The following is a 25,072-nucleotide window of genomic DNA, read 5'->3' as shown; positions in this document are numbered from 1 at the left end:
GGTGGATCACGTCTTCTACCCGTGGAGCGCGCAGGCCGAACTGAACCCGGTGCCGATCACGGGAGCCTCCGGCGCCTACTTCTGGGACGACCAGGGCAAGCGCTACCTCGACTTCTGTTCGCAGATGGTCAATGTCAACATCGGACACCAGCATCCCGACATCGTCGCGGCGATCGTCGCGCAGGCCCAGGTGCTGACCACCATCTCCCCGACCATGGGCAACGAGGTGCGCAGCGAGCTGGCCCGGCTCATCGTGGAGCGGGCGCCGGGTGAGCTGAACCGGGTCCTGTTCACCACCGGCGGCGCGGAGGCGATCGAGCACGCCGTGCGCCTGGCGCGCAGCTACACCGGCCGCACCAAGATGCTGTCCGCGTACCGGTCCTACCACGGCGGCACCGGTACCGCGATCGGCCTGACGGGCGAGCCGCGCCGCTGGGGCGCGGAGCCGACGAACGTCGACGTGGTCCGGTTCTTCGGCCCGTATCCCTATCGATCACCGTGGGGCACAAGCACTCCCGAGGAGGAGACGGCGGCCGCGCTGCATCATCTGCGGCAGGTGATCGAACTGGAGGGGCCGCAGAACATCGCGGGCTTGATCATGGAAACGGTGGTCGGCACCAACGGTGTGCTGATCCCGCCGCCCGGCTACCTGGCGGGTGTGCGAGCGCTGTGCGACGAGTTCGGCATCGTCTACATCGCCGACGAGGTGATGGTCGGCTTCGGCCGGATCGGGGAGTGGTTCGCGGTGCGGGCCTTCGATGTCGCGCCCGACATCATCACCTTCGCCAAGGGGGTGAACTCCGGCTACGTGCCGCTCGGCGGCGTGCTCATCGCCGAGCGGATCGCGCAGCGCTACGACCACACCGTCTATCCCGGCGGGCTCACCTACGCGGGCCATCCGCTGGCGTGTGCGGCCGGTGTCGCCTCGATCGGGGTCTTCGAGCGCGACGGCATCCTCGAGCACGTGCGCTCGGTCGGGGCGGACGTGCTCGGAAAAGGGTTGCACGAGTTGGCCGCTCGGCATCCCAGCGTCGGCGAGGTGCGCGGGCTCGGCTTCTTCTGGGCACTGGATCTGGTTCGTGATCCCGGGACCAGGGAGCCGCTGGTGCCGTTCGCCGCCGCGGGCGCGGCCGCCGAGCCGATGGCGAAGGTGACCGCCGCCGCCAAGGCACGTGGGTTGTGGCCGTTCAACGCGGGCAACCGTTTTCAGATCGCGCCGCCGCTCACCACGTCGGCGGACGAACTGCGCACCGGCCTCGAGATCGTCGACGAGGTCCTCGCGGTGGCCGACTCCTACGTGCGCTGAGCGGCCCGCCGGTGCGGCGTCGGCGCGATGCCGCCGCCGCCCGGTGCCGCCTCGACGGTCGCGACCCGGGGTAGGTCGCCCACCCTTGGCCGCAGCGTGGCGCGATCGGCGGGCGTCCTCGCCCCGACATCGAACGCGGACCCCGGATCTCGCGCGAAACGCCGCGGCGTCTCGTCTGGCCGGTTCCCGTTCGCGCGGCGGTTTCCCGCTACATTCGAGCGGTCCCGTCCCGGAAGTGTTCCAGGAGCCGGCATGCGCGAGCGTACGAAGACCCCGCCGATCGATACCGCGGCACGGCCCGCGCTCGACCCGGCCTGCCCCGACCGCCCGCCCTTGGCAACGGCGTGGCTCGCCGCCCTCGCCGGGTGCGCGACGGCGGTGCTGCTGTTCGCCGCGAGCCGCTACGACTACTTCGGTGACGAGCTGTACTTCCTGGCGGCTGGTCGGCACCCGTCCTTCGGTTACGCCGATCAGGGGCCGGTGCTGCCGCTGCTGGCGCGGGCGATGGACCTGCTCGCACCGGGCTCGTTCTTCGTGCTGCGGCTGCCCGCGGTGGCGCTCACCGTGCTGGCGATCGTGCTCACCGCGGTGCTCGCGCGCGAGTTCGGCGGCGGGCGCGGCGCGCAGCTCGGTGCCGCGCTCGCGTACGCGACCTCGCCGTTCCTGCTGCTGCAGGGCAAGATGCTCACGACGAATGCCGTGGACACCGCGCTGTGGGTGGTCATCACCTGGCTGGTGGTGCGCTGGGTGCGCACCCGGCGCGACGGCCTGCTGCTGTACGCGGCCCTGCTGACCGCGCTCGACATGCAGGTGAAATGGTTGATTCCGTTCTTCTGGATCGCCGTCGCGGTGACCTCGCTGATCTGGGGCCCGCGCGAGCTGGCGCGCAGGCCGCTGCTGTGGCTCGGTGGTGCGCTCGTGGTGCTGGCGACGGTGCCGACGCTGATCTGGCAGGCCGGCCACGGGTGGCCGCAGCTGGCCATGGGCGGGGTGATCAGCGGGGAACAGGGAATCCTCGGCGGCAGGCTGATGTTCGTGCCGCTGGCCGTGCTGACCGCGGGCTATCTGGGCGCGGTGGTGCTGCTGTACGGCGTGTGGACGCTGCTGCGGCACCGCGCGCTGCGCCCGTACCGGTTCTTGGGCTGGACCCTGCTGCTGCTGGTCGCGCTCTTCCTGGCGATCGGCGGCCGGATCTACTACGTGGCGGGCATGTACGGCGTGGTGCTGGCCGCCGGGGCGGTCGGGCTGGCCGAGGCGGTGCGCGGCCTGCATACGGCGGGGCGCCGGGCCGGTCTGGTGGTGGGTACGGCCCTCGCGCTCGCGGCCACCGTCTTCGTGCTGTGGTCGACGCCGTGGCGGTCCGCCTCGGCGATCCGCCCGCCCGCCGACGACGCCGAGGCCGCCATCAACATCGGTGTCTACGGCGAGTTCGGCTGGTCCGAGCTGACCGAGGCCGTCACCGGTGCGGCGCGGTCACTGCCCGATGCGCAACGGCCCGGCGCGGTGATCGTCACCGACACCTACTGGCAGGCAAGCGCTTTGGACCAGTTCGCGCGAGATAGGCTGCCGCCCGTCTACAGTCCGAGCCGCGGCTACGGATACTTCGGCACGCCACCCGACGACGCGAGCGTGGTGCTCGCCGTTGCGCTCAACGAGGACTTCCTGCGTTGGGATTTCGACCACATAGAGCCGGTGGCCCTGGTCGATTCGCGGATCGGCTACCCCGGCAACACCCAGCACGTCGTGGTGTGGCGCTGCAGCGGGCTGCGCCACCCGTGGTCGCAGGTGTGGCCGACGCTGATGCACCTGTAGCGGCCGTGTGATCAGCCCTGCCGGTCCGGCTCCCGGAACACCGCCAGTGCGGCGGGGCGGCTGGTGAAGGTCAAACGCGTTGCGCGGTGGTTCACTTCGCCGTCGGTGGCCAGCGAGACCGGCGCCCCGTCGACCCGCACGTCGAGCCGCGCGACCCGGCGGTGCACGTAGGTGGTCGAACGGTCCAGCGTGCCGGTGAACGTGGCCCAGATCAGTCGCGCGCGCGAAAAGCGAAGGTCCGCACGCAGATACCGGATGTCCATGGTGCCGTCGTGCATCCGGGGCCGCGACATCGGGATCTGGTCCGCCGGGTGGTACGCGCCGTTGCCGACGAACAGCATCCACAATGCGCCGGGCGCACCGTCGATCTCGGCGCGCAGCGGCGCGGCCCGAAACAGCACGCGCAGCATCGCGAAACCGGCCGCGGGCCACTTGCCGATCCGGCGTTCCCACCGTTCCCGCAGGCGCACGAAGTCCGGATAGCCGCCGAGGCTGGCGGTGTTGACGAACATGCGATCCTGCGACTCGTCCAGCCGGACCAGGGCGGTGTCGACGAGCACCACCTGGCCGGACTCGAGCGCGGTGAACGTGGTCGCCGGATCCTCGACGCCGACGTCGCGGGCGAAGTGGTTGAGCGTCCCGCCGGCGAACACGGCCAGCGGAAGACCATGTCGCACAGCAGTTTCCGCGAGTGCGGAGACGGTGCCGTCGCCGCCGAGCACGCCGAGCGCGGTGACACCGCCGTGGCGCACCCGATCCTCGATCGCCGCGTCGAGATCACCGTCGCCGACCTCGAGCAGTCGTGCTTCGGGCAGCCGCTCACGCAGCTGCTCGAGCGACTCGGTGCCCGTGCCGCTGCCCGATGCCGGATTGACCACCAGCAGCAGGCCGCGTCCCGCGGGCAGCGAATCGAGCCGTTCGGCCGGGCCGAGCGAGGCGGGCTCGTCCGCGCGCACCGCCCACCAGCGCCGGGTGGCCAGCGCGACGCCGGAACCGAGCGCGGCGCCGACCACCACGTCGGAGGGCCAGTGCACGCCGATGTGCACGCGCGAGTACGCCACCGCCGCGGCGAGTGGCGCGAGCGCCGCGGCCGTCGCGGGCGACTCCAGCGCTACCGCCGTGGTGAAGGCCGCGGCGGAGGCCGCGTGACCGGACGGGAAGGACGAGGACCGCGGCGGCCGCACCAGCCTGCGCAATTCCGGCACCGCGTGCACGGGGGGCCGCCTGCGCGGGAACAGCGGTTTGGCGACTCCGTTGGCCAGCGCGCTGGCCAGGGCGACCGCGACGAGCCCGCGGACCGCGCCGCGCCGTTGCGCCCGGCCGCCCGCCGCGAAAAGCCCTGCGGCAACGGCCATCCAGAGCTTGCTGTGATCGGCGCCGGTACTGAGCTCGCGCAGCAGCGCGTCCGCCCGGCTCGGCGGAATCTGGGCGGCGTGCTCGACGAGCTTGCGGTCGAGTGCGTTGATAGGACCAGGTCTGTGTGACATCGAGGCGAGTTTATCCAGGCACGCGGTGCTCAAACGGTGTCGCCGCGCACCGGCCGCGCGGCGGCTCGGTAGCCTGCCGGTATGACTTCCGGACCGACCGAGATCTGGCACAACCCGCGGTGCACCAAGAGCCGCAACGCCACCGCGCACCTGGACGAGGCGGGCGTCGAATACAAGGTGCGGCGCTACCTCGACGAGCCGCCCACCGTCGAGGAGCTGCGCGCGGTCCTGCGCCGGCTCGACGCCGAGCCCTGGGACATCACGCGCACCGGCGAGCAGATCGCCAAGGACCTCGGCATGGCGCAGTGGGGGCGCACCCCGGCGGACCGGGAACGCTGGCTCGCGGCGTTGGCCGAGCACCCGAAGCTGATCCAGCGCCCGATCGTGCTGACTGCCGACGGCGGCGCGGTGGTGGCCAGGGACGAGGACACGTTGCGTTCGCTCGGCTGAGCTGAGTTGTGCTGAGCTGAGCTGAGCGCCCGCGTCGCCGAGGCCGCGCCGGTAGCCGACACCACTGGATTTCGCGGCCCTGCCGGTGCGAATCAGGCGGTAGTGTCGCCAATCATGAAGGTACAGTTGCGCCACAATCCGGCCTCGACCATCGCGCGGTGCTTCCTCGCCGGCGGCGAGCCGATGCGGGTCGAGAGCGGCGCCATGGTCGCGCACTCGGCGGGAGTCACGTTGCAGGCCAAGGCCGAAGGCGGCATCTTGGCGGGGCTGAAGCGCTCGGTGCTGGCGGGTGAATCGTTCTTCGTCTCCACGTTCACCGCGCCGCCGCAGGGCGGCTGGGTGGACGTCGCGCCCGCGCTGCCCGGTGACATGCTGAATCTGCAGATCACCCAGGATCGGCCGTTCTTCATCAGCCGCGGCGGCTGGATCGCGAATTCCCATGGCGTGCAAGTGGAAAGCAAGTGGGGCGGGTTCGCGAACCTGTTCGGCGGCGAGGGCGGGTTCGGTCTGCGCGCGCACGGCGACGGCGAGATCGTGGTCGGCGTGTTCGGTGCGATCGACGTCATCGACCTGCAGCCGGGGGAGCCGATCACCATCGACACCGGGCACGTGGTGGCCTACGACCTGTCGATGAACTTCACCATCCGGCGCGCGGTGGTCGGGCGGTCGATCCAGTCGCTGAAGTCCGGTGAGGGCTTCGTCTTCGACTTCGTCGGGCCCGGCCGCGTCCTGCTGCAGACCCGCAATCCGGGCGCGTTCGCCGCGTGGGCCAGTTCGGTGGCCTCCTCCGGATAGCCCGGCCGAGCGCGCGCTCAGGCGAGCAGGTCGTCGACGAGGATGCGGGTGTCGGGCACGAACGGCCAGTCCGGATCGGCCAGGTGGGCGCGCAGTTGCGCGTCGGTCCACCACCACCCGTCGACGATCTCCTCCGGCTGATGCCGGATCGGCCCGTCGTAGCGGATCTCGTAGGCGAACAGGTGGCAGCGCATCGGGCGGTCCTGCCACCGGCCGTCCCAGGAGATCGTGCCCGCCGGCTGCGCGGGCAGTGCGACACCGGTGATGCCGAGTTCCTCGGCGAGTTCCCGTACGGCGGTTTCCCGCGGCGATTCCGCCGGACCGACCACCCCGCCGGCGAGGCAGTCGTGCATGCCGGCGAACACCATCTTGGTGTCGGTGCGTCGATGCACGTAGATCCGGGTGCCGTCACCGGAGCGGACCAGCACCCCGGAGCTCGCGTGCCAGAGTCCGGTGCGGTACACCTCGGCGCGATCGGCGGCGCCGACCGGGCGCCCTGCCGCGTCGTAGACGGCGATCATCTCGGAGTTCTGCTGGACCGGTTCGGCTACCACGGCTCGAGGGTAACGTGAGCACAGCAGGTCATCCGCAGAGAGGATCGCGCACATGGTACTTCCCCGCACGCTGGCCAGATTCAACCGATCGGCGACCAATCGCGTCGCCGGACTGTTCGCGGGCCGCGCGCCCGGGTTCGCCATTCTGCGGCACAAGGGGCGAAAGTCCGGGCGGCTCTACCGAACCCCGATCTCGATCTTCCACGACGACGGTGTCTACCGGATCGCCATGACCTACGGGCGTGACGTCGACTGGGCCAAGAACATCTGTGCCGCGGGCGAGTTCAGCGTCGAGACGCGCGGCGACGTGCTCGACCTGACCGACCCCGTCATCCGCCGTGACCCCGCCGCCGCCTGGGCGCCGGTCGTGGTACGCCCGTGGCTGCGGGTGCTCTCGGCCGAGTACTACGTCGAGGCCCGCGCCGTCACCCGCTGAGCTGTTCCCGGGAACGCCGCTACCGCAATGGGTTTCGCAATGCGGCCGAGCGGGGCGGATTTCGTGCGACGGATTCCGTCCCGGCGGTTTTCAGCTCATTTCCGGCGGCGGGTGGGTTTGGCGCCCGGTTTCGGGGCCGCGGCGGCTCTGCTCGCGGCCACCAGCTTCGCCTCGGCGGCCGCCTCGGCGTCGAGCTTGCGATAGACGATGTGCTGCTGGGCGAAGGTCCACGCGTTGTTGGTGACGAAGTAGAGCAGGATCGCGACCGGCAGCAGCGTGCCGCCGACGAGCGCGGCGGCGGGGAACACCCACAGCGACAGCGGCCGCATGAACGACAGCTGTGCCGGTGTCTCCTGCCGGGCGAGGGAGGCACGGGCGGTGCAGTGGGTGGCGATCGCGGCGATGAGCATGAGCGGGATGGCGACCCAGGCCACCGTTGCCAGCAGGTCGCCCGCGCCGACGACGGTCCGGGCCAGTGGCGCACCGAACAGGTCGGCGTGCAGGAATGACTGGACGTCGGCCGCGCCGAAGACGTAGTTGGGGGTGGCGGCGTTCTGCTCGGGACTCATCGGCGTCGCGATCGCCTGGAACGGGAGATGGCCGAGGTTGCCGGTGCGGTCGAAGGAGCGCAGGACATGGAACAGTCCGAGAAATACGAATAGTTGCACGATGATCGGAATCAAGGTGGCGAAGGTTTTGACGCCGTTGTCTTTATAGAGTTTCTGGACTTCGGTGGCCTGGCGCGTCCGATCGGTTGCGTATTTTTGTTTCAACCCTGCGACCTTGGGTTGCAACCTTTTCACAATGGCTTGGTTGCGTGCTTGTTCCAGAAAAGGGATAAAAAGGGCAGCACGCAACGTGAGCACGAGAAATATCACGGCGAGCACCCAGGACAGCCCGCCGGTTGGCCCGAGGACGAGGCCGAAGGCGTTGTGCCAGAACCAGAGAATGGCCGAGACGGGGTAGTAGATGAAGTCGAGCATGCGAGCACCTGACTGTGGGCGTGCGAACGCGCACGAGAACGAACGGGATGCGACGGCAACGCCGACGCCCGTCCACAGCGGGGACAGACGTCAGGCGAGCGCGCGACCCGGTGCTCGTGGGCGCGGGCGGCCCGCGGTGTCAGGGTTGCTCTGGCGCTGGAACGAGCCGCGGCGGCGGCGTTGCGCGGAGGGCGGCGGGCCGGAATCGACCACCGCGACCGGCAGCGCGATCGCGGGGTGCACCGCGGCGAAGGCGACGATCAGCGAGGCCGCGACCACGCCGACGACGGCGACCGACCCGGGTTCGCCGACGGGAACCGCCAGCAGCGCGAGGGCGGGCAGCACGAGCGCGACAACCGCACACGTGATCAGCCGTACCCGCGAGATCATGCCTAGAGGATACGTGCTGTGCCGCCGGCACGGCGCGGCGTTCGCGCCGAGCCGACGGTCACCATCGCGTTCAGAGCGCGATGTCCCAGTCCACGTCGCGGCTCAGTATCGACGGCGGCAGCCCGAAGGTCCGTCGGCAGGTGCGGGTGAGCTGCGCGCAGTCGGCGAAGCCTGCGGCGTCGGCGGCCGCGGCGACATCGTCGCCCGCCATCACCCGGGTCATCGAGATGTAGAGCCGCAACCAGAGAATGTAGCGGCGCAACGGAATACCGACCTGTTCGGTGAACATGGTGGTCAGCCTGGTCGCCGAAATGCCGAGCTGGCGCGCCACATCCGAGCCGCGCACCGAGCCGTCGCGGACCATCTCGGGCAGCAGCTGCAGCGCGGCGGTGACCACGCCGTGCGGCCCGTCGTCGGTGGCCGCCGCGTCGTCGGGCAGTAGATCCGAGAGCAGGTCGGTGACGTGGGACGCGAGCAGGCCGTGCGCCGGATCGACGCCGAGCCCGTGCACCCAGCCGTGCAGGTGGGCCCGCCGGTCGGCGGCGGCGCCCGCGGTGGTCTCGGGGTCGAGATAGACCGCGATACCGTGCACGGCGCCTTCGGCGACCCGGTGCGGCGCGTCGGTCGGCACGATGATGTGCGTGCCCTGCTGACGCACCCCGCTGCCGTCCACGACGACGATCGGGGTACAGGCCGCGACGATCTGCACGGCATGGTGGGCGTGCAGTTCGGTGGGCCAGATCTCGCCCTCGAAGGCCAGGATTCCCGGCCGCAACAGCGCGGTGCCCGTCCAGGGGTGCGTCTCGGTGGGTTCGGCGTCCGATGACGTCGAGAAGTCGTTGGTGACAAGAGCCTTCATCGTCGGATGCTCCCGGCTGACACGAACAGTTCCTCGGTGGATCCTGTGCTGAGACTAGTGGGTTCGGCTCCCCGGCTGTCGTGCTTTGTCGATCGCAGGGGAGCCGATCGTGCCATGGTTCCGATTCGCGCGTAACTCGTGGTCCAGACCGCCGTTTCGGCGGCGCGGCGCGCGTGCGCGCGGCTCGGGTGGCGCCCGGTCATACCCGGACCGAGATCGCCGCGGACAAGGTGGCGGCGACCCGATCGAGGAACTCGCCGAGCAGCGGACCCGCGGTGGGGGTCACGGGGAAGCGGGTGCGCAGTGCCAGGCCGTCGTCGGTGCGGGTGAACCACATCTGCACGTCGTCCAGCGGTGCGCTGCGGCTGAATTGGGCCGGATTGCGCGGCACCGTGCGGGTGGTGTCGCTGCGCGAGCCGCCCGGCAGTCGCCGATAGTCGGTGTAGGAGACGCTGAACAGGTCCTTCCTGGTGCGCCGCAGGTCGGCGCCCAGCGCGGCGAGGAACTGGGTGGCAGGCACCTGGGCGAGCCGCTGACCGGTGCGGATGGCCTGATCGGCGCCCTGCGCGGTGGCGCAGAAGTCGTGCGCCACCGGCACGTGCGCCGGCGCGTTGGCGACCAGCCAGCCGAAGGTGTTGTGGTGACGGGGTTCTCGCCGGGTGTGCACCGGGAACACCAGGTCGGTGCCCGCGCGCCCGCCGAGTTCGGCCGCGGCCAGCGCCACCGCGGCGAGCAGGGCCGCGAACATCGAGTACCCGTCCGCGCGCGACTTGCGGTGCAGCGCGTCGGTGGCCATCGCGCCGAGCAGCAGCCGCGAGTCGCTGCCGAAGGGCCCCAGAGTGCCCGCGGGCAGTCCGAGATCGAGCGGGAAATGCGGCAGATCGTTGCCCGCGGCGTGCAGGAAATCGCGCCAGGCCCGGATCAGCGGGCCGGTGCCCGCCGCGGGCACCGCGGCCTCCCTGGTGGCGTAGGACAGGAAGCTCCCGGTCTCGGGCAGCCCGTCGGCCGCCGCCGCGGCGCCGTCCGGCCCGTCCTCGAGTGCCGCGCGGTACAGCACGTCCAGTTCGGTCACCGCGATGGTGATCGACCAGGCGTCGCAGACCGCGTGATCGAAGCCGCAGATCACGGTGGAGGTTTCGGGCCTGCTGACGGCGCCGAGGAAATACGGCGCGAAGCTGAACGGCGCGCAGGCCTCGTCGAGCCGGGCGCCGAGGACGGTGCGCAGGTCCTCGGTGCTCGAGGTTTGCACGGCGGGCCGGGGGACCAGCCGGATATCGGTATCGGCCACCACATGAACCGTCGGCGGGTTGCCGTCGGCGGGCGGGGTGAAGCTGCAATGCAGCGCGTCGTGGCGCGGCAGCCACACCGAGAACGCGGTCTGCAGCGCGGATTCGTCGATCGGGCCCGCCACGTCGAAGGTGGCGGCCAGCCAGGTCGTCGGTCCGTCCGAGGACAGGTGGATGGTCTGATTGGAGGAAGCGGGGGTCGCGTCCGGCGTCGGGCCGGGCTCGGCGAGCGCGGTCCATTCGAGCAGGGTGCCCGGTGGTGCGCTCAGGTGTTCGAGAAAGAGCAACTGCATCAAGACCTCGCGAAATCCGGGGCGGCCGCAACGAATTCGCCGGTGGTGGCGATGGCGCGCAGAGCTGTGCGAATCGAGTCGAGATAGGCCGCGGCCGACGCCGTGGCAGTGGGGGTGTCGGGAAACAACATGCTGACGTGCAGGCGGTCCAGTTCTCGGCTGAACCACATCGGCGAGGTCTGACCCATCCGAGCGCGCGAGCCGAGCCCGTTGATCCCGGACACGTTGGGCAGCGCGTTCTCCAGTGCCGCACCGGAAATCGCGCGCACGTCCATGTAGGAGACCCACGGCCATTCGGTGGTCACCGGCAGCGGCGCGCCGGTGAGCTCGGCGGCCCGCTCGAGTGCCGCGTGGATGGGCACGCCGGCGAGGGGTTTCACCCAGTCCAGCGCGACGCCGGCGCGGCCGATGAGATCGGTGAAGCTGTCGGTCGGGTCCAGGTCGAACGAGATCGGCAGCAGGTTGATGAACCAGCCCTGGGCGAGCTGGTACTGGGGTTCCTGCCTGGTACCGACCACATTGAGCCCGAGATAGTGGGTGCGCCCGGCGAACTGGAGTTCGGCCAGCGCGATCGCAGCGAACAGCCCGGCCGAGAACGACCCGCCCGCCGCCTTGCACGCGTCCGAGAACGCCTCGCACTGGGCGGCATCGAGCAGGTCGACCTTGGTGCCGCGGCTGTCGGCGAGCTCACCCGGCGCCAGCCCCAGATCGATGGGCAGCGGCCGCACGTTGTCGGCGTTCTCGGCCAGCACCGTGGCGAGTCGGTCGAGTTCGGGCGGGTTCGCGGCCACCAGAGCCCGCTCGGCCCTGGCGAATTCGACGTAGCTGCCGACGGGCAGCAGTACCGGGTCCTGCCCGGTCGCGTACGCCGTGTACAGCCCGTTCAGCTCGAAGATCGCGGTGACCAGCGACAGCCCGTCGCTGAAGGCGTGGTCGGTGTTGTAGACCAGGGTGAAACCGTCGGCGCCGTGGTCGATGGCCCCGCAGAGGAACGTGGGCCACCTGGTCGGCTCGGCACTGTCGTGGAACTTCTGTACCAGCAGGTCACGCAGCTGCTCACCGGAGTCGAACGCGCCGACGGTGGTGGTCTCCAGCTCGACCGCGGCGGGGTCGAGCAGGTACCGGGTGAGCGCGAATCGGCCCTCGGACTCGTCGAGTTCGAACCATGAGCGCAGGCTCTCGTGCCGCCGCAGGAAGGTGGTGAACGCGCGGCGCAGCGCCTCGGCGTCCAGCGGGGTGGCCACGGTGAAGCACAGCGACAGTTCCGAGGCCAGCGGATCGTCGGTGTGCCTGCGCGCGGCCCAGCGGCGGATATGCGATTCCTGCACGTAGGTCGGCGGCGCGTCGGACGGTTCGGTGGCCGCGGTGGCGGCCACGGTCGCCGCGGTGGCGGTGAACTCCAGCAGGACCCCCGGCTTCGGCAACCAGTCTTCGGTGAGGGTCATCTCCATGACAGCGGCGCTCCTTCGATCGGGCGGATTCGGGCATCTCCGTAGCGGGTGAACTCGGCCAGCAGATCGCGCATGCGCAGCACGTGCCGATGGATGTCGCGGGTGGCCTTGCCGGTGCCGGGATAACGCATGTTCAGCGTCACGCCGGTGGGGGTGCGGACGAACCAGAAGAAGAACTCCTCCGGCGACACGTTGCGGCTGCGCAGCCAGCGCGTGTCGGTGTCGACCCAGGTGTGCGCCGCGTGCGCCGAGCGCACGTCCATGTAGGACACCATGAAGGAGATGCGTGGCCGCGCGCCGAGCAGCTCGCACACCCGGGCGAACGGCACCGTCGCCGCGCTGCGGGTGCGGCGCAGTTCCTCGCCGGCCGGGGTGATGAGTTCGGCGAGCGAACGCGCGGGGCCGCAATCGAGTTGGAACGGCGCGAGTCCGACGAACCAGCCGAGGGTGTCGGCCCACTGCGGTTCGGAGCGGGTATGCAGCGGGATCACCGTGCGGAAATCCCGGCCCGCGCCGAGCTCGGTGGTGGTCACCGCGAACGCGGCGAGCAGCGCGGCGAACAGTCCCTGCCCCTGTTCCCTGGCGACCGCCGCGGCGGCGTCGGCCGCGTCGGCGTCGAGCACCTCGACCGAGAGGTTGCGCTGCGGCACCCGCCGCGGCGGAGCCTCGGCGGGGCCGGTGAGCTGGATCGGGGCCGCCGCGACCTTGCTGAGAGTGCCGCGGGGAAGGGCGTTTTCGGTGTGGTCGGGAAAGAACGAGCGCCAGGTCGCGACGGCCGGGCTGTCGGCACCGGCCGCGGCCGCGCGGACGCGCTCGTCCTGGCAGAAGTCGACGTAGCTGCCGGTGTCCGGCAATTGCGCCGGTTTGCCTTCGCGCGCCGCCTGATAGAGCGCGTGCAGTTCGCCGCCGGTGGAGACGGTGGAGTAGCCGTCCATGATCGAATGATCGGCCGCGAACACCACGGTGAAGCCGTCGCGGCCCGCGATCGTCACGCAGACGTAGGCGGGCCAGCGCAGCGGCGAGGTCCCGTCGTCGAGCAGGCCGTTGACCAGCCGGTAGGTCGCCATCGTCGAGGCGGGCGCGCCCGCGTCCACCGGCTGTACCCGAATTTCGCCGGGCGGCAACGTGTATCGCGCGGGCCGGCCGCCCTCGATGGTGACGTGCGAGCGCAGTCCCTCGTGCCGGTCGATCCAGGCGTCGAAGGCGGTGCGCCAGGCCTGCGGGTCGAGCGGACCCTCGATCCGGAACGCGTGGCCGAGCCAATAATGTCGGCGATCTCGTATTCGACTGTGTTCCACCGCGTCCCGGAGGTGGTGTTCGTGGTTATAGGAGACGGCCCGCGTATCTCGTGGCCAGTCGGCCCAGTGTGCGGTGGCCGTCGGAAGCCACTCGATCACCCGGCCGCTCGGCAACGGATAGTCGGCCAGTTCGATGAATTCCATGACACACCTTCAGCTGCCCCTCGACAATCCCCGTGTGCAGTAGGGAATTACCGATCCGAATAGTGACAAGAATTTCGGCCTGCATCCGAGAACTTTGTCCGATCGGTCCCGGGACGTCATCGTCGGACCGGGACGAGACAAACTGTAGAAGAAATTCCCGGTGCATGTGTCGGTGAGGTGAGTCACCGGTATTCGCCGGAGATTGCCGGACAACGGCATTGCGGGACGCGCAACCATCGGTCGCAGCGCCACAGCCAGCGGATATATGAAATACTTAATGTTCAGATAGCTGAGAGATAGCGAGACAATGTGTCTCACGGCACCGGGAATTCATCCTAGGTTTTCGCGATCTTTACAGCTGGAAGGTCTGAAGACGGGCTAAAAGTGACCCCTGGCATACCCGGGTCGTCCCGGGTATGCCAGGTATGCCGGATATGGCACCCCGGTCAGCCGCCGAACGCGGCGGCGGGCGCCAGCGGAACGATGAGGCTGGACGGTCGTACGGCGTCCCGGTGGATCTGCTGGGACGAGCCGAGCAGCCGGGGCAGGTCCGTCGGGATCGGCATAGTGGACGGGAAGGTGCCGCTGGTGATGCGTACGCGCAGAGCATGTCCGGGTTCGAGGCGATAGAACGTCGGGCGGATCTTGATCGCCAGCTCGGTCACCGTACCCGGGGTGAGCAATTGCTCGGCATCCTTGCGTACCACGTGTTCTGGGGCGTAGATGGTGCCATCGGTTGCGCGCCAAGTCTTTTCCTCGTTGAGGGTGCGCTGGCTGGCCAGCTGGGAACCGCCGGTGATGTTCACCGCGGTGCCGTCGGGGGCGACATCGTCGAGCCAGACCTGGAAGGCGGCGTCGTCGCTGGTCGAGGACGCGTAGAGGTTCACGCTGCTCGGGCCGGCCAGCACGGTCGGCTCGGTCACCGGGTCCATCGTGTAGCGCAGGCCCGCGGTCGGTCCCTGTACCCACTCCGTGCAGGGGTTGTACGCGGTGAACAGGCGGAACAGGAAGTCGAGCAGCCCGGCGCTGTACTGGCCGAGGCTCTGCCGGTTACAGATGTTGTCGATGCCGGTGTAATCCAGTCGATCCGAGGCGTCGGCGACCGCGGGCGGCTGCGTCACCAGCCGATCCCCGTCGAAATAGCGCCGCTGAATCGTGGCCTGTTCGAACGGGTATCGCGCCGTGGCCACCGCCATGTTGTTCGGGTCGATGACATGCAGCGGCGTGTCGGTTTTGTCGATTCCGTTCGGAATGTCCTTGAGCCAGCGGTCGAACCACGCCACGGTGATCATGTCGGTGTCCAGCCGCGAGCCCGGACCGAAGCCGAGACCGACGTGGTACCACGGGCCCATCAGCAGTTGGTAGCGGCCGTCGGTGGCCTGCCCCGGCGCCATCGGCGCGAACTGACCCTTGCCCGCCGCCATGTTCTGCAGCTGGGAGTAGTTGCGCCACGGCCCTTCCTGGTACAGGTCCCAGAGGCCGCCGACCTGATACATGGCGATGTCGTTGTCGACCACCCGGCGCAGGTCGGTCTCGAAACGACGGTCCTGCCACCACTTGCCGTCGTAGGCGAGCGGGCCGCCCGCGTACGCCTCGAGCAGCAGTTTGATGGTGCTGTCCGCCGAGACCGCCGCTTGCAGATGATCGATGAGCGCGGCGAGGAACTGCTGCGGCGACACCACGGCGGACACGAACGGGCCGATCAGGCTGAGGTAGGGCACCAGCACCGAGATCGCGGTGAGCAGGATCGGGCTCATCATGCCGTCGTGGCCGAGCACCTCGTTGAAGATGTTGTTGGGCATGGCCATCGGCACGATCGCCCGCAACGGCGAACCGGGCGAAACGGATTCGGCGGTCCGCAGCGCCGACAGCGCGGGGAACGAATAGCCGTACATGCCGACCTTGCCGTTGGAGCCCGGCAGTTTCGCGGCCCAGTCGACCAACTGTGCGCCGTCCTCCCCGTCCTGCTGGGAGGCCGGATTCCACGCGCCGGTCGACCCGCCCGTGCCGCGCACGTCCGCGATCACCTCGATGTAGCCGCGGCGCACCAGCATGTCCTGGGCGCTGGTGCCCTGATTGATGATGCGGCGGGCGTCCTTCAGCTGATCCGGCAACGCGATCCCCAAGGTGTCGACCACGCTGGTGACCGCCGCCGCGAGCGCGCTCGTCACCGCGCCGTAGGTGGTGAAGTTGACCACGACGGGGAACTCGCCCTCGGCCCGCTGACCCGTCGCGGGATCGGTCGGATAGCGCACCTCGGTCTGCAGCCGCGTGCCGTCGGCGAGCGGCACGATATGTCCCAATTCGTAAGCGACGCCGTAACGCTCGGGCGTCGGCTGGTAGCCGGCGGGCAGCCCGAAGTCGGCGGGTGCGTTCGGCACCGGGCCCGCGGTCGGCACGGCGTGCGCGGTGGGGGTGAACTGGATGATCAATCCGACGGCGGTGCACGCGGCGGCGACCGTCACGGTGCGGCGGGAGACCCGCGTCCGGGAAGCAATTCTCAACTACCTGAACCTTTGCTGGGCGGTGGTCGAGGTCAGCACGGCCTGCTACCCGTCCGCCGCGGATGCGCGGATCGAGTGCCGCAGCGTCGGCGCCCGTGTCCCGGATTGTGTCCAGGCGGATCGGCGCTACGCCTGACCTCATCGTCGGTACCCAGCACAACGCATAGGCGGGGTACCGCGACACTGGCAATTCGCAAGAGCGGACGGGCAGTATTTGGAAATGTGCCTAAAAGCTTGGGCGGGAGCGGATTACGGAGCGAACGATGCCGACTCCAGCCGCCTGGCCAGTCGCGCGGCCGAGAGCGTCATCGCGTCGGCGGGGCGATGCGGGTCGAGCCCGGTCAGCTCGTGCACCCGGGAAAGCCGGTAGGTCACCGTGTTCCGGTGCACGTTGAGCTGTCGGGCCGTCGCCAGCTGATTGAAGCCGCTGTCGACGAACACCTCCAGCGTTTCGGCCAGCATCGGCTGCGCGTCGAGCGGGGCGAGCACCGAGGCGAGGCCGGGGCGCGCGGCATCGCTCACCGCGACGGTGTACTCGAACTGCAAATTCTGCCTGCGGCACAGGATTTCGCGCTTGGCCAGGCACCGGCCCAGCTCCGCGAGCACCCTCGCCTCGGCGTACATCGCGGGGATGGCGTCCTTGCTCCTTGCCGCGCCGACCCCGACCCAGTACGGCGGCGGCTCGTCGGACTCCTGCACCGGTAGCCGGGCGGTGAGCGCGCCGAGGGTGGCCGAACCGTCGTCGCCCGGCTGCAGCGGGATCAGCGCGGTCCAGCCGCCCGCGTCCAGGCGCAGGAACACCCCGGGGATCGCCTCGACCCGATGACGCAGTGCCGACGCGGGCCCGCCGCGGGTGCCGCACAGGCGGAACACCGCGACCAGGAAGGCGTCGGCCACCGGGATCACCGGATCGTTCGCCCACTCCACCGGGTCGCGGCCGGTGAGCAACGCGTCGGCGATGCCGCGCCTGCGTTCCAGCAGTTCCCAGCGCGGGTCGTGCACCCGTTGGGTGGCCGCGGCGGCGATCCGCGAGGTGACCAGCGTGACGTACTTCAGCAGCACCAGCGAGGCGTCGAGCAGCAGCTCACGCTCCGCCGGGCTGGCCGAGGCGCGCAACCGGTCCCAGATGAACGTCGCACCGAGCCGGTAGCGCTCCAGCACCTCGGGCAGTGGGGTGCCGTCGCGCAACCGATCCAACGCCAGCTCGACGAGTTCCCTGGTGTCCTCGTCGGTGGGTTCCTCGCCCCGGCGCAGGTACTCGAAGAACAGATCCACGTTGAGCTTGGTGCCCCGGGCAAAGTCTGTTTCGACCAGCGACTGTGGCAACCGCTCGTAGGGCGGAATCGACGCGTAGAACCCGTCGAGCATCGACGCGGTACGACGGTGCAGGTCGTCGAACACCCGTATGCGCGATGGCATCATGCTGGTCCTCTTCCCGGACTAGGTCGAGTACAGAGCCTCGATCGTATCGGTATAGCCGCTGGATATCGGCTTGCGCTTGAGCTTGCCGGTGGCAGTCAGGTACGCACTGCCGTTCTCCCACACCTCGGGGAGAACCACATACTTCTTGATCTGCTCCACTCGGGAGAGTTTGGTGTTCGCCGCGGCGACGCCCTCCTCGATCGCGGCGAGGATCACCGGATCGGTGGCCAGCTCGGCGACCGTGGTTCCGGTCAGGTTGTGCCGTTTGGCGTAGGCGGCGGCCAGGTCGGGGTCGAGCAGCAGCAGCGCGGTGTTGAACGGGCGTTGTTCGCCGATGACGACGACCGTGGACACCAGCGAGCAGCTGTCGGTGATGGTGTTCTCGATGTTGGCGGGCGACATGTTCTTGCCCGCCGCGTTGATGATGAGCTCTTTCTTGCGATCGACGATCGAGAGGTAGCCGTCGCTGTCGATGCTGCCGATGTCGCCGGTGTGCAGCCAGCCGTCGCCGTCGATCGTCTCCGCGGTCTTGGCCGGGTCGTTGCGGTAGCCGCGCATCACCATCTTGCCCCGGACCAGCACCTCGCCGTCCGCGGCGAGCATGATCTCCGCGCCGGGCAGGGCGGTGCCGACGGTGCCGATCTTGATCCGCTCGGGCGGATTGAGCGTGGCGCCCGCGGTGCACTCGCTCATGCCGTAGCCCTCGCACAGCGGCAGGCCGAGCCCGAGGAAGAACTCGTGCACCTCCGGCGGGATCGCGACCGAGCCGGTCACCGCGACGCGCACCCTGTCCAGTCCGAGCCGCTCGCGAATCGGCGCGAGCACCAGGCGATCCGCGAGCGCGAGCTGCGCCCGGTCGAACGCGCCGAGGGGGTGGCCGTCCGACACCGCGCGCGCCCGCTTGCGGCCGATGTCGAGCGCCCAGCGCACCAGCGCGCGCTTGACCGGGGCCTCGGCGGCGAAGCGTTCCTCCAGCGCGCCTTTGACTTTCACCCACACCCTGGGCACGCCGAGGAACACGCTCGGATGCACCTCGCCGAGCGCGGCGGCGACCTGCTTGAAGTCGGGCACGGTGGTGATCTGCGCGCCGGTGAGCATGGTGAGGTAGTGCGCGAACCAGCGGTTGGCCGCGTGCGCGTCGGGCAGGTAGGAGATCACCCGGTCCTCGGCGGTGCCACCGCCGAATTGATCCAGCACGCGGGCGTTTTCGAGGAAATTGGTGTGAGTGAGCTCCACGCCCTTCGGCGGTCCCGTGGTGCCGGAGGTGTAGACGATGGTGAGCAGATCCTCGGGCCGCACCTTGCGCCAGGCGTCGTCGAAATCGAAGCCGTCGGCGGTGCGCCGCTCGACCTCGGCCAGCGTGATGGCGCCTGCGGGCGCCTCGTCGACACTGATCACGTGCTCGACCGTGATGCCCTTGGCCGCGGCCTTGGCGACCGCCTCCAGGATCTTCGGGGCGAACTGCCGCTCGCAGATGACGACCTTGGCGCCGGAGTTGTCGAACTGGTAGGTCAGCAGGTCGACCGGGTTGGTGTTGTAGACCGAGAACGGGGTCGCGCCGGTGTGCAGCACGGCGGTGTCGCAGAGGTGGAACTCCGGGCGGTTGGTCAGCATGATGGCCACCGTGTCGCCGGGCCCGACGCCGAGCGCGGCGAGCCCGGTGGCGATGGCGCGGACCCGCTCGCCGTATTCGCGCCACGTGATCGAGACAGCGCCGCCGTAGGTGCGCAGCGCGACCGCGTCGGAGTATTTGGCGACATTCGCCTGGAATGCCGCACACAGCGTGTCCGGGCGGCCGCTGCCTGCCGGGACTGTCGTTGAAACCAAGACCTAACCTCTGCTACCGAAGGGCTGAGGCCCGCGCCGCTCGTTCGGGGAGACGGAGATGACCTCATCGTCGCTATTAAGCACAACGCATGAGTGAGCGTCTTCGCTAGCGGCAAACGCGCAGATTGTTGCGTTTTGTCTTGTGCAGTTGACCAAAATTACCTCCTACCGGCAGGCCGGCCAAGAGCCGGGATGCTCGACCGGCAGGCTCGGGGCGGCCAGGTCGGTCGCGGTGGCCGGTCCGAAGCAGTTCGCCCCGGCGCTGCCGAGGCGGCCGCCGCCGAAATCGAGGACCGATCCGGCCCCGAGCGTCCCGGCGTGCCTGGCCAGCACCACCTTGCCGCCGAAGCGTGAGCGCTCGATCTTGCCGGAGAGCTCGGCCAGGTCGCCGACCGTCTGCACGTGCAGGTCCGCGACGGCGGCGTCGGACACCGTGGTGTCGGCGATGTCGAAGCTCATGCGCGCGGTGGCCGGCGCGGGACCGCTGGGGGAGTAGGCGTAGATGCCGATGCCGTCGGCGCTGCACTGGCCCAGCCGCGCGTCGCGCAGCGTGAGCGCGGTGGTGTTGTCCCGGCCGAAGCTCGCCGAGAACAGGCAGCTGCCGAGGTTGCCGGGTACCGCGGGATTCAGCGCCGCGGCGGGGAAACTGGAGCGGGTCGCGGTGAGTCCGTCGATGGTCATGCGGTGGCGCGCGCCCTCAGCGCTCAGATTGAGGTTCTCCACGATATCGCCAGGCACGTCGATGAATTCGCTGTTGGTCAGCGTGACCTCGCTGTCCGCGGTGCCGTTGCTGGTGACGAATTCCAGTCCATTGGCCGAGAAGTGGCCGCCGCCGTGCCGATAGCTGTTGCGGTCGATGGTGATTCGCATGCGGGCCTGGTCGGCGGCGTTGACGAACAGGCCCTCGCTGTCGGCGGCGGCGTTGAGCGGGTCGTGTGCGGGCAGCGCGATATCGCGCTGGGTGTTGCCCCGCAAGGCGGCCGTCAGTGCCGAGGATCCGGTGCTCTGCAGGCCGACGGCCAGGACCGAGAGCTTGGCCGGGCCCTGATTGATCCGTTCGGTCAGGTTGTCGGTGAGGGCGGCCTCGACCTGTGCCGTGCCGCTGGTCCGCACGTCGATGCCGTCGCCGCACGGTGTGTCGTGCACGGTGTTGCGCTCGATGGTGAGGGTGCTCGCGCCCGCGTCGGCGTCGACCATGATGGCGGCCCAGCCGTTGTTCAAGGCCACCACGTTCGGCGCGACCGGCATCGCCGTGCCGAACGGAACGCCGAGCATCGGCGGAAAGGGCTGCACTAGGAAACCGTCGTGACAGGCCCGGTTGGTGCCGGTGACGGTGTTGCCTGCCAGGGTCGCGCGGCCGACGTTGCGGCCGTAGATGCCGCCGCGCTCGGCCGCGGTGACGGTGAGGTCGCGCACCTCGGTGTCCGGGGCCAGCCGGATCGCGTCGCCGTCGAGCGCGGCGGTGGTATTGGCCACCGCCGCAACGTTTCCCGGTGTCTTGCTGCCGATCAGGCGCTGGCCGGGTTTGAGCGCGATGCCGCCGTTGAGCGGTGGTGTGCCCGGCGGCGCGGCCAGCACGACGAGGGTATCGCCGTCCCCGGCGGCCTGCTGCACGGCCGCCAGCGAGTGGAAAGGCGCTGTCTCGGTGCCGTTTCCGCCTGCGGCGGCGGTCGCGCTGACGTACCAGGTCCGCCCCTGATCGGCGGACGCGGGCCGGGCGGTGGTGGCGACGGTGAGTGCGCAGCAGAGCGTGCCGATCGCGGCGAGGGGTGGCGCGGTGAGTTTCATGGGGCCTTCCGGATCGATCTGGTCGATCCAGCCCACCCGATGTCCGGCCCGCGGGGTATCGGCAGAATGCCGAACCTCGGGGCGCGAGTTTGTGCCTTTGCCTGGTCGGTTCAGTGTGCCTGTGCGGCCGCCAATTGGTATGGCGGATCGCCGATACCGACGATGCGCACATTGCCCCATGGGTCGCGCTCCTGAAGCCGGCCCGGGGTGGGGTAGCGGCCGGGGAGGGTGAGCAGGACCTCGGCGCGGCCGGGATCGGGCAGTTCGTCGCCCGCCGCCGCGCTGATCCGGCCGTACCAGTGGTAGCGGCCGTCGATCGGGTCCGCGTGGCCGCTGAGCGCCACCGTCACCGGCAGCACCGCGCCGGGCGCGTCCAGCATCGCGGGCCCCGAATACTCGTGTGCCGGTTCCCGATCCGCGGCCACGGTGAGCTCGTAGTGGCCGGGGTCCGGACGCCGCATGGCCCGCCAGTAGGACACGCTCGAGCCGGGCCACGCGGCGCGGTTGACGCCGTGCTCATCCAGGTACCAGCTCTGACAACCACCCGAATTCCATACCGTGTCAGCGAGTTCGGCCTGGGTGCGGCGATTGAACTCGTGCTGGGTCGCCGAGCGCACCTCGATCCTGGTGCCTGCGGTCTTGCGCAGCAGCTCGACGCACTGGCGGATGTAACGGGCCTGCGCCTCGATCATGAATACGATCGACTGGTGCCCGCCACCGGAATTGGGGCCGACGATGAGGAACAGGTTGGGGAACCCGTGCACCGCGACGCCGAGGAACCCCTCCATGCCCGCACGCCACGCGTGCTGCAGGGTGAGCCCGTTCGCGCCGACGATGTGCTGATCGGCGAATCGATCGGAGATCTTGAAACCGGTGCCGTAGACGATGGCGTCGAACTCTTCCTCCGCGCCGTCGACGGTGGCGATGCCGGACTCGGTGAGCCGGGCGATCGGCGTGGTCCGCAAGGTGACGTTGTCGCGCTGCAAGGCGGGATAGTAGTTGTTGGACACCAGGATTCGTTTACAGCCGAGTCGATACCCCGGGGTGAGCCGCAACCGCAGGTCCGGATCGCGCACCTGGCGGCGCAGATGGCCGAGGGCCAGCGCTTCCACCCGGCGCATCAGCTCCGGATTCATGAACGCGGGGATCATCGACTCGTAGCCCCAATAGATCGCCCACCGATAGAGCCGCTGCGCGCCCGGCACGTACCGGAACATCCGGTGTTCCAGGGGGGACAGTGGCCGGTCGGGCTTCGGCAGGATCCAGTGCGGGGTGCGCTGAAAGACCGTCACCTGTGCCGCGTCCTTGGCGATCTGCGGCACGAACTGCACCGCGCTCGCGCCGGTGCCGATCACCGCGATCCGCTTGCCCCGCACGTCGAAGTCGTGATCCCACCGCGCGGAATGAAAGCTGGTGCCGCGGAACGTCTCCTGGCCGGGAAAGGCGGGGATCGATGGCTCGTGCAGCGGGCCCGGCGCCATCACGACCAGGCGGGGTCGCAGCTGCCGCCCGTCCGCGAGCCCGACCTGCCAGCGGTCCTGCTCGTCGTCGAAGTCGAGCGCCACCACCTCCGCGTGGCAGCGCAGATGGCGGCGCAGGTCGTATTTGTCGACGGTGCGGCGCAGATAGTCGAGGATCTCCGGCTGGCGCGCGAACATGCGCGTCCACCGCCGGTTCTGCTCGAAGGAGTAGGAGTACATCAGCGACATGACATCGCAGCCCGCGCCGGGATAGGTGTTCTCCCGCCAGGTGCCGCCGACATCACCGGCCTTCTCCAGCACGACGAAATCGTCGATGCCCGCCCTGCGCAGTTCGATGGCCATGCCGATGCCGCCGAAACCCGCACCGACGATGACGATGTCGGGTTCGGTAGGCATCAGAGCAACCCCCGCTGCCGCCAGATCCACTCGCCGACCGGGCCGATGAGGCCTTGTTTGCGCAGGAACGCACCGAGATTCGCGGCGCCGATGCCCAGCGCCTTCTTGGCGTCCGGGTTGCGCGTCGCGATCCGGCGCGCGGCACGGCCGTCCAGACCCGCGCGGTCGTACATGTGCCGGTTGGTCAGCAGATAGACGAACAGCGGGGCCGCGACCGCGACACACAGCCGGGTGTAGGCGAGTTCGGCGCGCGACATGGTCGGCACCCGCCGGGCCAGCGCGTCCCTGGCGAAACCGATGTGGCGCGCCTCCTCGGTGACGTGGATGCGCATCGCGCGAGATACCAAGGGCTGCAACTGCGGATCGTCGAGCGTGCGGCGCTGTATGGCGTCGAAGATCTCCTCGCCGACCAGCGCGCCGACCCAGGTCATGGAGCCGCGCAGGAAGATCGGCAGCGTCGCGATGACCAGCCGGCCCGCCCGGCGCGGCCAGTACGGCCGGGCGTCGATGCGATCGATCAGTTTGCCGAACATCATCATGTGCCTGCACTCGTCGCCCATCTCGACGAGGGTGTAGTGCGAGTGCCTTGTGGTCGGATCGTCGGCCATCAACTCGCGCAACAGGAGTCGGTTGAGCAGGTTCTCGAACCAGATGCCGACCGAGAGCACGTTCGCGAGTTCCTGCCTGGACAGCTCGCGGCGTTGCCGCGGCGTCATCGACTCCCAGAGCGCGGTGCCGTAGAGCGAGACGACCTCGGCGGGCAGGAAGAGTTTGTCCGGGTCCAGGGGCGCGTCCCAGTCCATGTCGACCACCGGGTCGTAGGACTTCTTGACCGACCCGCTCAGCAGGCGCTGCGCGAAGGACTCCTGGGGGATCAGTGCGGCATCGTTGCCCATGACTGCTCCAACATCGTCGATTTAACCGATACAGGCTGTTACACATATATTAGTGAGACAATATGTCGCAGTCAATCGTGCGGCGGGTATCGTGGTGAGGTGACCACGACGAGTGACCGGCCCGAGCCTCCCGCCGCGGACGGCCGCGCGACTCGCTGGCACGGGCACAAGGCGCGGCGGCGCGCCGATGTGATCGACGCCGCGATCACCGTCATCGAGGAGAGCGGCGTCGAGGTGTCCGTCCAGCAGATCGCCGACCGGCTGAAGCTGCCGCGGCCGGTGGTCTACCGCCACTTCGACGGTCGCACCGACCTGGACGAGCAGATCCGTCGCCAGATCCTGGAATCGCTACTGGCGCAGATCATGCCGACGCTGCACCCGGACGGCACCGTGCGCGACGCCGTGCGCGGCGCGATCAGCACCTACGTGCGCTGGGTCGAGCGGCACCCGAACCTGCACCGCTTCATCGGCGGCGCCGCGCCGCAGGGCGAGACCTCACTGGCCGGGGCCCGCGATCGGATCGGCGCCCGCCTGGCCGACATGTTCGCGCTCTGGCTCTCCGGTTTCGGCATCGATCAGGCGAGGGCGCGGCCGATGGCCTTCGGCATCATCGGTTTCGTCGACGGCGTGGTGAACAGCTGGCGCGCCGACGCGGGCACGACCCTCACCTGCGACCAGGTCGAAGGCATCCTCACCGAGTCGGTGCTCGCGCTCTTCGAGGGCAACGCGCGCAGCCTCGGCGTGCCACTCGAGCGTGACCTGGTGGTGCGCGACCTGCTGGTCGCCCCGGAAGCACTGAGCGCCAGGTAGATCGCCGCTCCGCCTGTCCGATCGACCGGGCGGGCCTTTTCGGGTTCGCCGCCAATTCCGCGTGGACGCAGCGTGATTGCCGAGGGCTCGGGTGCAGGGTGCCGCCCGCGGCGGACCGGTAAGGTAGGCGCCCGCCGCTTCGCGAAGTTCGCGAACCGGACCGCGCCGATGGACTCGTCCGTTCGCGCGTGGGACCGGGTGGCATGACACGTCGCAATACAGCGGGACGGTGGCACCGAGGTCGGTGCCACCGTCCCGCCGGGGGTGGGCGATGCGCGAGCGCAGGTCCAGGCCGGCTGGAGACCGGTGGGTCTGGTTGTCCGGCAACGGTTGTCGCTCGGCGGGGACACGACGCGAAAAGAGTGCGGCCGGACGGTGCAGAGGAGGGGGATCATGTTGACTAC

General features: G+C 69.6%; 21 protein-coding genes. 7 read left to right on the top strand and 14 right to left on the bottom strand.

Annotated features, from left to right (window positions below):
* The first annotated feature begins 1 nt into the window (after window position 1).
* A complete protein-coding gene (locus F5X71_RS21780; RefSeq protein ID WP_167463721.1) occupies window positions 2-1,306 on the top strand; it encodes an aspartate aminotransferase family protein in 1,305 nt (434 codons plus the stop codon).
* Window positions 1,307-1,558: 252 nt separating this feature from the next.
* Window positions 1,559-3,118 (top strand): glycosyltransferase family 39 protein, encoded by a 1,560-nt coding sequence (locus F5X71_RS21775; protein WP_167463720.1) that lies wholly within the window; start codon window positions 1,559-1,561, stop codon window positions 3,116-3,118.
* Window positions 3,119-3,129: 11 nt separating this feature from the next.
* Here the strand turns inward: F5X71_RS21775 and F5X71_RS21770 are convergent, their stop codons facing one another.
* The gene (locus tag F5X71_RS21770) at window positions 3,130-4,605 is read right to left on the bottom strand and encodes a bifunctional phosphatase PAP2/diacylglycerol kinase family protein (protein ID WP_167463719.1); all 1,476 of its coding nucleotides are present in this window, start codon (window positions 4,603-4,605) and stop codon (window positions 3,130-3,132) included.
* 81 nt (window positions 4,606-4,686) lie between these two features.
* Between F5X71_RS21770 and F5X71_RS21765 the strand changes: the two genes are divergently transcribed.
* Together F5X71_RS21765 and F5X71_RS21760 are read left to right on the top strand one after the other, a co-directional pair.
* Window positions 4,687-5,055: an arsenate reductase family protein gene (locus F5X71_RS21765; protein WP_167463718.1), complete on the top strand. Its 369-nt coding sequence runs from the start codon at window positions 4,687-4,689 to the stop codon at window positions 5,053-5,055.
* A 114-nt stretch (window positions 5,056-5,169) separates the two neighbouring features.
* A complete protein-coding gene (locus tag F5X71_RS21760; protein WP_167463717.1) occupies window positions 5,170-5,850 on the top strand; it encodes a TIGR00266 family protein in 681 nt (226 codons plus the stop codon).
* Window positions 5,851-5,867: 17 nt separating this feature from the next.
* Here F5X71_RS21760 and F5X71_RS21755 read toward each other — a convergent pair whose 3' ends face one another.
* Window positions 5,868-6,371 (bottom strand): NUDIX domain-containing protein, encoded by a 504-nt coding sequence (locus F5X71_RS21755; protein WP_167466625.1) that lies wholly within the window; start codon window positions 6,369-6,371, stop codon window positions 5,868-5,870.
* Between the two features lie 85 nt (window positions 6,372-6,456).
* On the opposite strand from F5X71_RS21755, the gene F5X71_RS21750 reads away from it, so the two are divergent.
* A complete protein-coding gene (locus F5X71_RS21750; RefSeq protein WP_167463716.1) occupies window positions 6,457-6,840 on the top strand; it encodes a nitroreductase family deazaflavin-dependent oxidoreductase in 384 nt (127 codons plus the stop codon).
* A gap of 95 nt (window positions 6,841-6,935) precedes the next feature.
* On the opposite strand, the gene yidC is transcribed toward F5X71_RS21750, so the two are convergent.
* The 7 genes from yidC to F5X71_RS21715 all read right to left on the bottom strand — a co-directional run bounded on the left by yidC (window position 6,936) and on the right by F5X71_RS21715 (window position 15,976).
* On the bottom strand, window positions 6,936-7,823 hold the full coding sequence (gene yidC, locus F5X71_RS21745; RefSeq protein ID WP_167463715.1) for a membrane protein insertase YidC: 888 nt from the start codon (window positions 7,821-7,823) through the stop codon (window positions 6,936-6,938).
* A gap of 90 nt (window positions 7,824-7,913) precedes the next feature.
* Window positions 7,914-8,213 (bottom strand): DUF6412 domain-containing protein, encoded by a 300-nt coding sequence (locus F5X71_RS21740; RefSeq protein ID WP_167463714.1) that lies wholly within the window; start codon window positions 8,211-8,213, stop codon window positions 7,914-7,916.
* A 70-nt stretch (window positions 8,214-8,283) separates the two neighbouring features.
* On the bottom strand, window positions 8,284-9,072 hold the full coding sequence (locus F5X71_RS21735; RefSeq protein WP_167463713.1) for a helix-turn-helix domain-containing protein: 789 nt from the start codon (window positions 9,070-9,072) through the stop codon (window positions 8,284-8,286).
* Between the two features lie 199 nt (window positions 9,073-9,271).
* Window positions 9,272-10,651, bottom strand: coding sequence for a condensation domain-containing protein (locus F5X71_RS21730; protein WP_167463712.1), 1,380 nt, complete (start codon window positions 10,649-10,651; stop codon window positions 9,272-9,274).
* The gene (locus F5X71_RS21725) at window positions 10,651-12,102 is read right to left on the bottom strand and encodes a condensation domain-containing protein (RefSeq protein WP_167463711.1); all 1,452 of its coding nucleotides are present in this window, start codon (window positions 12,100-12,102) and stop codon (window positions 10,651-10,653) included. The genes F5X71_RS21730 and F5X71_RS21725 overlap by 1 nt, the downstream gene beginning before the upstream one ends.
* The gene (locus F5X71_RS21720) at window positions 12,093-13,544 is read right to left on the bottom strand and encodes a condensation domain-containing protein (protein ID WP_167463710.1); all 1,452 of its coding nucleotides are present in this window, start codon (window positions 13,542-13,544) and stop codon (window positions 12,093-12,095) included. The genes F5X71_RS21725 and F5X71_RS21720 overlap by 10 nt, the downstream gene beginning before the upstream one ends.
* Window positions 13,545-13,990: 446 nt before the next feature.
* The gene (locus tag F5X71_RS21715; protein ID WP_167463709.1) at window positions 13,991-15,976 is read right to left on the bottom strand and encodes a CocE/NonD family hydrolase; all 1,986 of its coding nucleotides are present in this window, start codon (window positions 15,974-15,976) and stop codon (window positions 13,991-13,993) included.
* Here F5X71_RS21715 and F5X71_RS21710 point away from each other — a divergent pair.
* Window positions 15,969-16,184: a hypothetical protein gene (locus tag F5X71_RS21710; RefSeq protein WP_167463708.1), complete on the top strand. Its 216-nt coding sequence runs from the start codon at window positions 15,969-15,971 to the stop codon at window positions 16,182-16,184. The two genes, F5X71_RS21715 and F5X71_RS21710, sit on opposite strands and share 8 nt — an antisense overlap.
* 113 nt (window positions 16,185-16,297) lie before the next feature.
* Here F5X71_RS21710 and F5X71_RS21705 read toward each other — a convergent pair whose 3' ends face one another.
* The 5 genes from F5X71_RS21705 to F5X71_RS21685 all read right to left on the bottom strand — a co-directional run bounded on the left by F5X71_RS21705 (window position 16,298) and on the right by F5X71_RS21685 (window position 23,858).
* Window positions 16,298-17,467 carry a PucR family transcriptional regulator gene (locus F5X71_RS21705; protein ID WP_167463707.1) on the bottom strand — a complete coding sequence of 390 codons (1,170 nt, stop codon included), beginning with the start codon at window positions 17,465-17,467 and terminating at the stop codon, window positions 16,298-16,300.
* Between the two features lie 21 nt (window positions 17,468-17,488).
* Window positions 17,489-19,297 carry an AMP-dependent synthetase/ligase gene (locus tag F5X71_RS21700; protein ID WP_167463706.1) on the bottom strand — a complete coding sequence of 603 codons (1,809 nt, stop codon included), beginning with the start codon at window positions 19,295-19,297 and terminating at the stop codon, window positions 17,489-17,491.
* Window positions 19,298-19,462: 165 nt separating this feature from the next.
* Complete coding sequence (locus F5X71_RS21695) at window positions 19,463-21,121, bottom strand: right-handed parallel beta-helix repeat-containing protein (RefSeq protein ID WP_167463705.1); 1,659 nt, start codon at window positions 21,119-21,121, stop codon at window positions 19,463-19,465.
* Between the two features lie 74 nt (window positions 21,122-21,195).
* Window positions 21,196-22,962: a DUF4873 domain-containing protein gene (locus F5X71_RS21690; protein WP_167463704.1), complete on the bottom strand. Its 1,767-nt coding sequence runs from the start codon at window positions 22,960-22,962 to the stop codon at window positions 21,196-21,198.
* Complete coding sequence (locus F5X71_RS21685) at window positions 22,962-23,858, bottom strand: AurF N-oxygenase family protein (protein WP_167463703.1); 897 nt, start codon at window positions 23,856-23,858, stop codon at window positions 22,962-22,964. Before F5X71_RS21685 ends, F5X71_RS21690 begins: the two co-directional genes overlap by 1 nt.
* A gap of 99 nt (window positions 23,859-23,957) precedes the next feature.
* Between F5X71_RS21685 and F5X71_RS21680 the strand changes: the two genes are divergently transcribed.
* Complete coding sequence (locus tag F5X71_RS21680) at window positions 23,958-24,668, top strand: TetR/AcrR family transcriptional regulator (RefSeq protein ID WP_167463702.1); 711 nt, start codon at window positions 23,958-23,960, stop codon at window positions 24,666-24,668.
* Window positions 24,669-25,072 lie beyond the last annotated feature (404 nt).

The sequence above is a fragment of the Nocardia brasiliensis genome, from assembly GCF_011801125.1.
In the GTDB taxonomy this organism is placed as follows: Bacteria; Actinomycetota; Actinomycetes; order Mycobacteriales; family Mycobacteriaceae; genus Nocardia; species Nocardia brasiliensis_C.
Note: the sequence above shows the minus strand (reverse complement) of the source record. Positions and strands in the feature narration are given on the sequence as shown.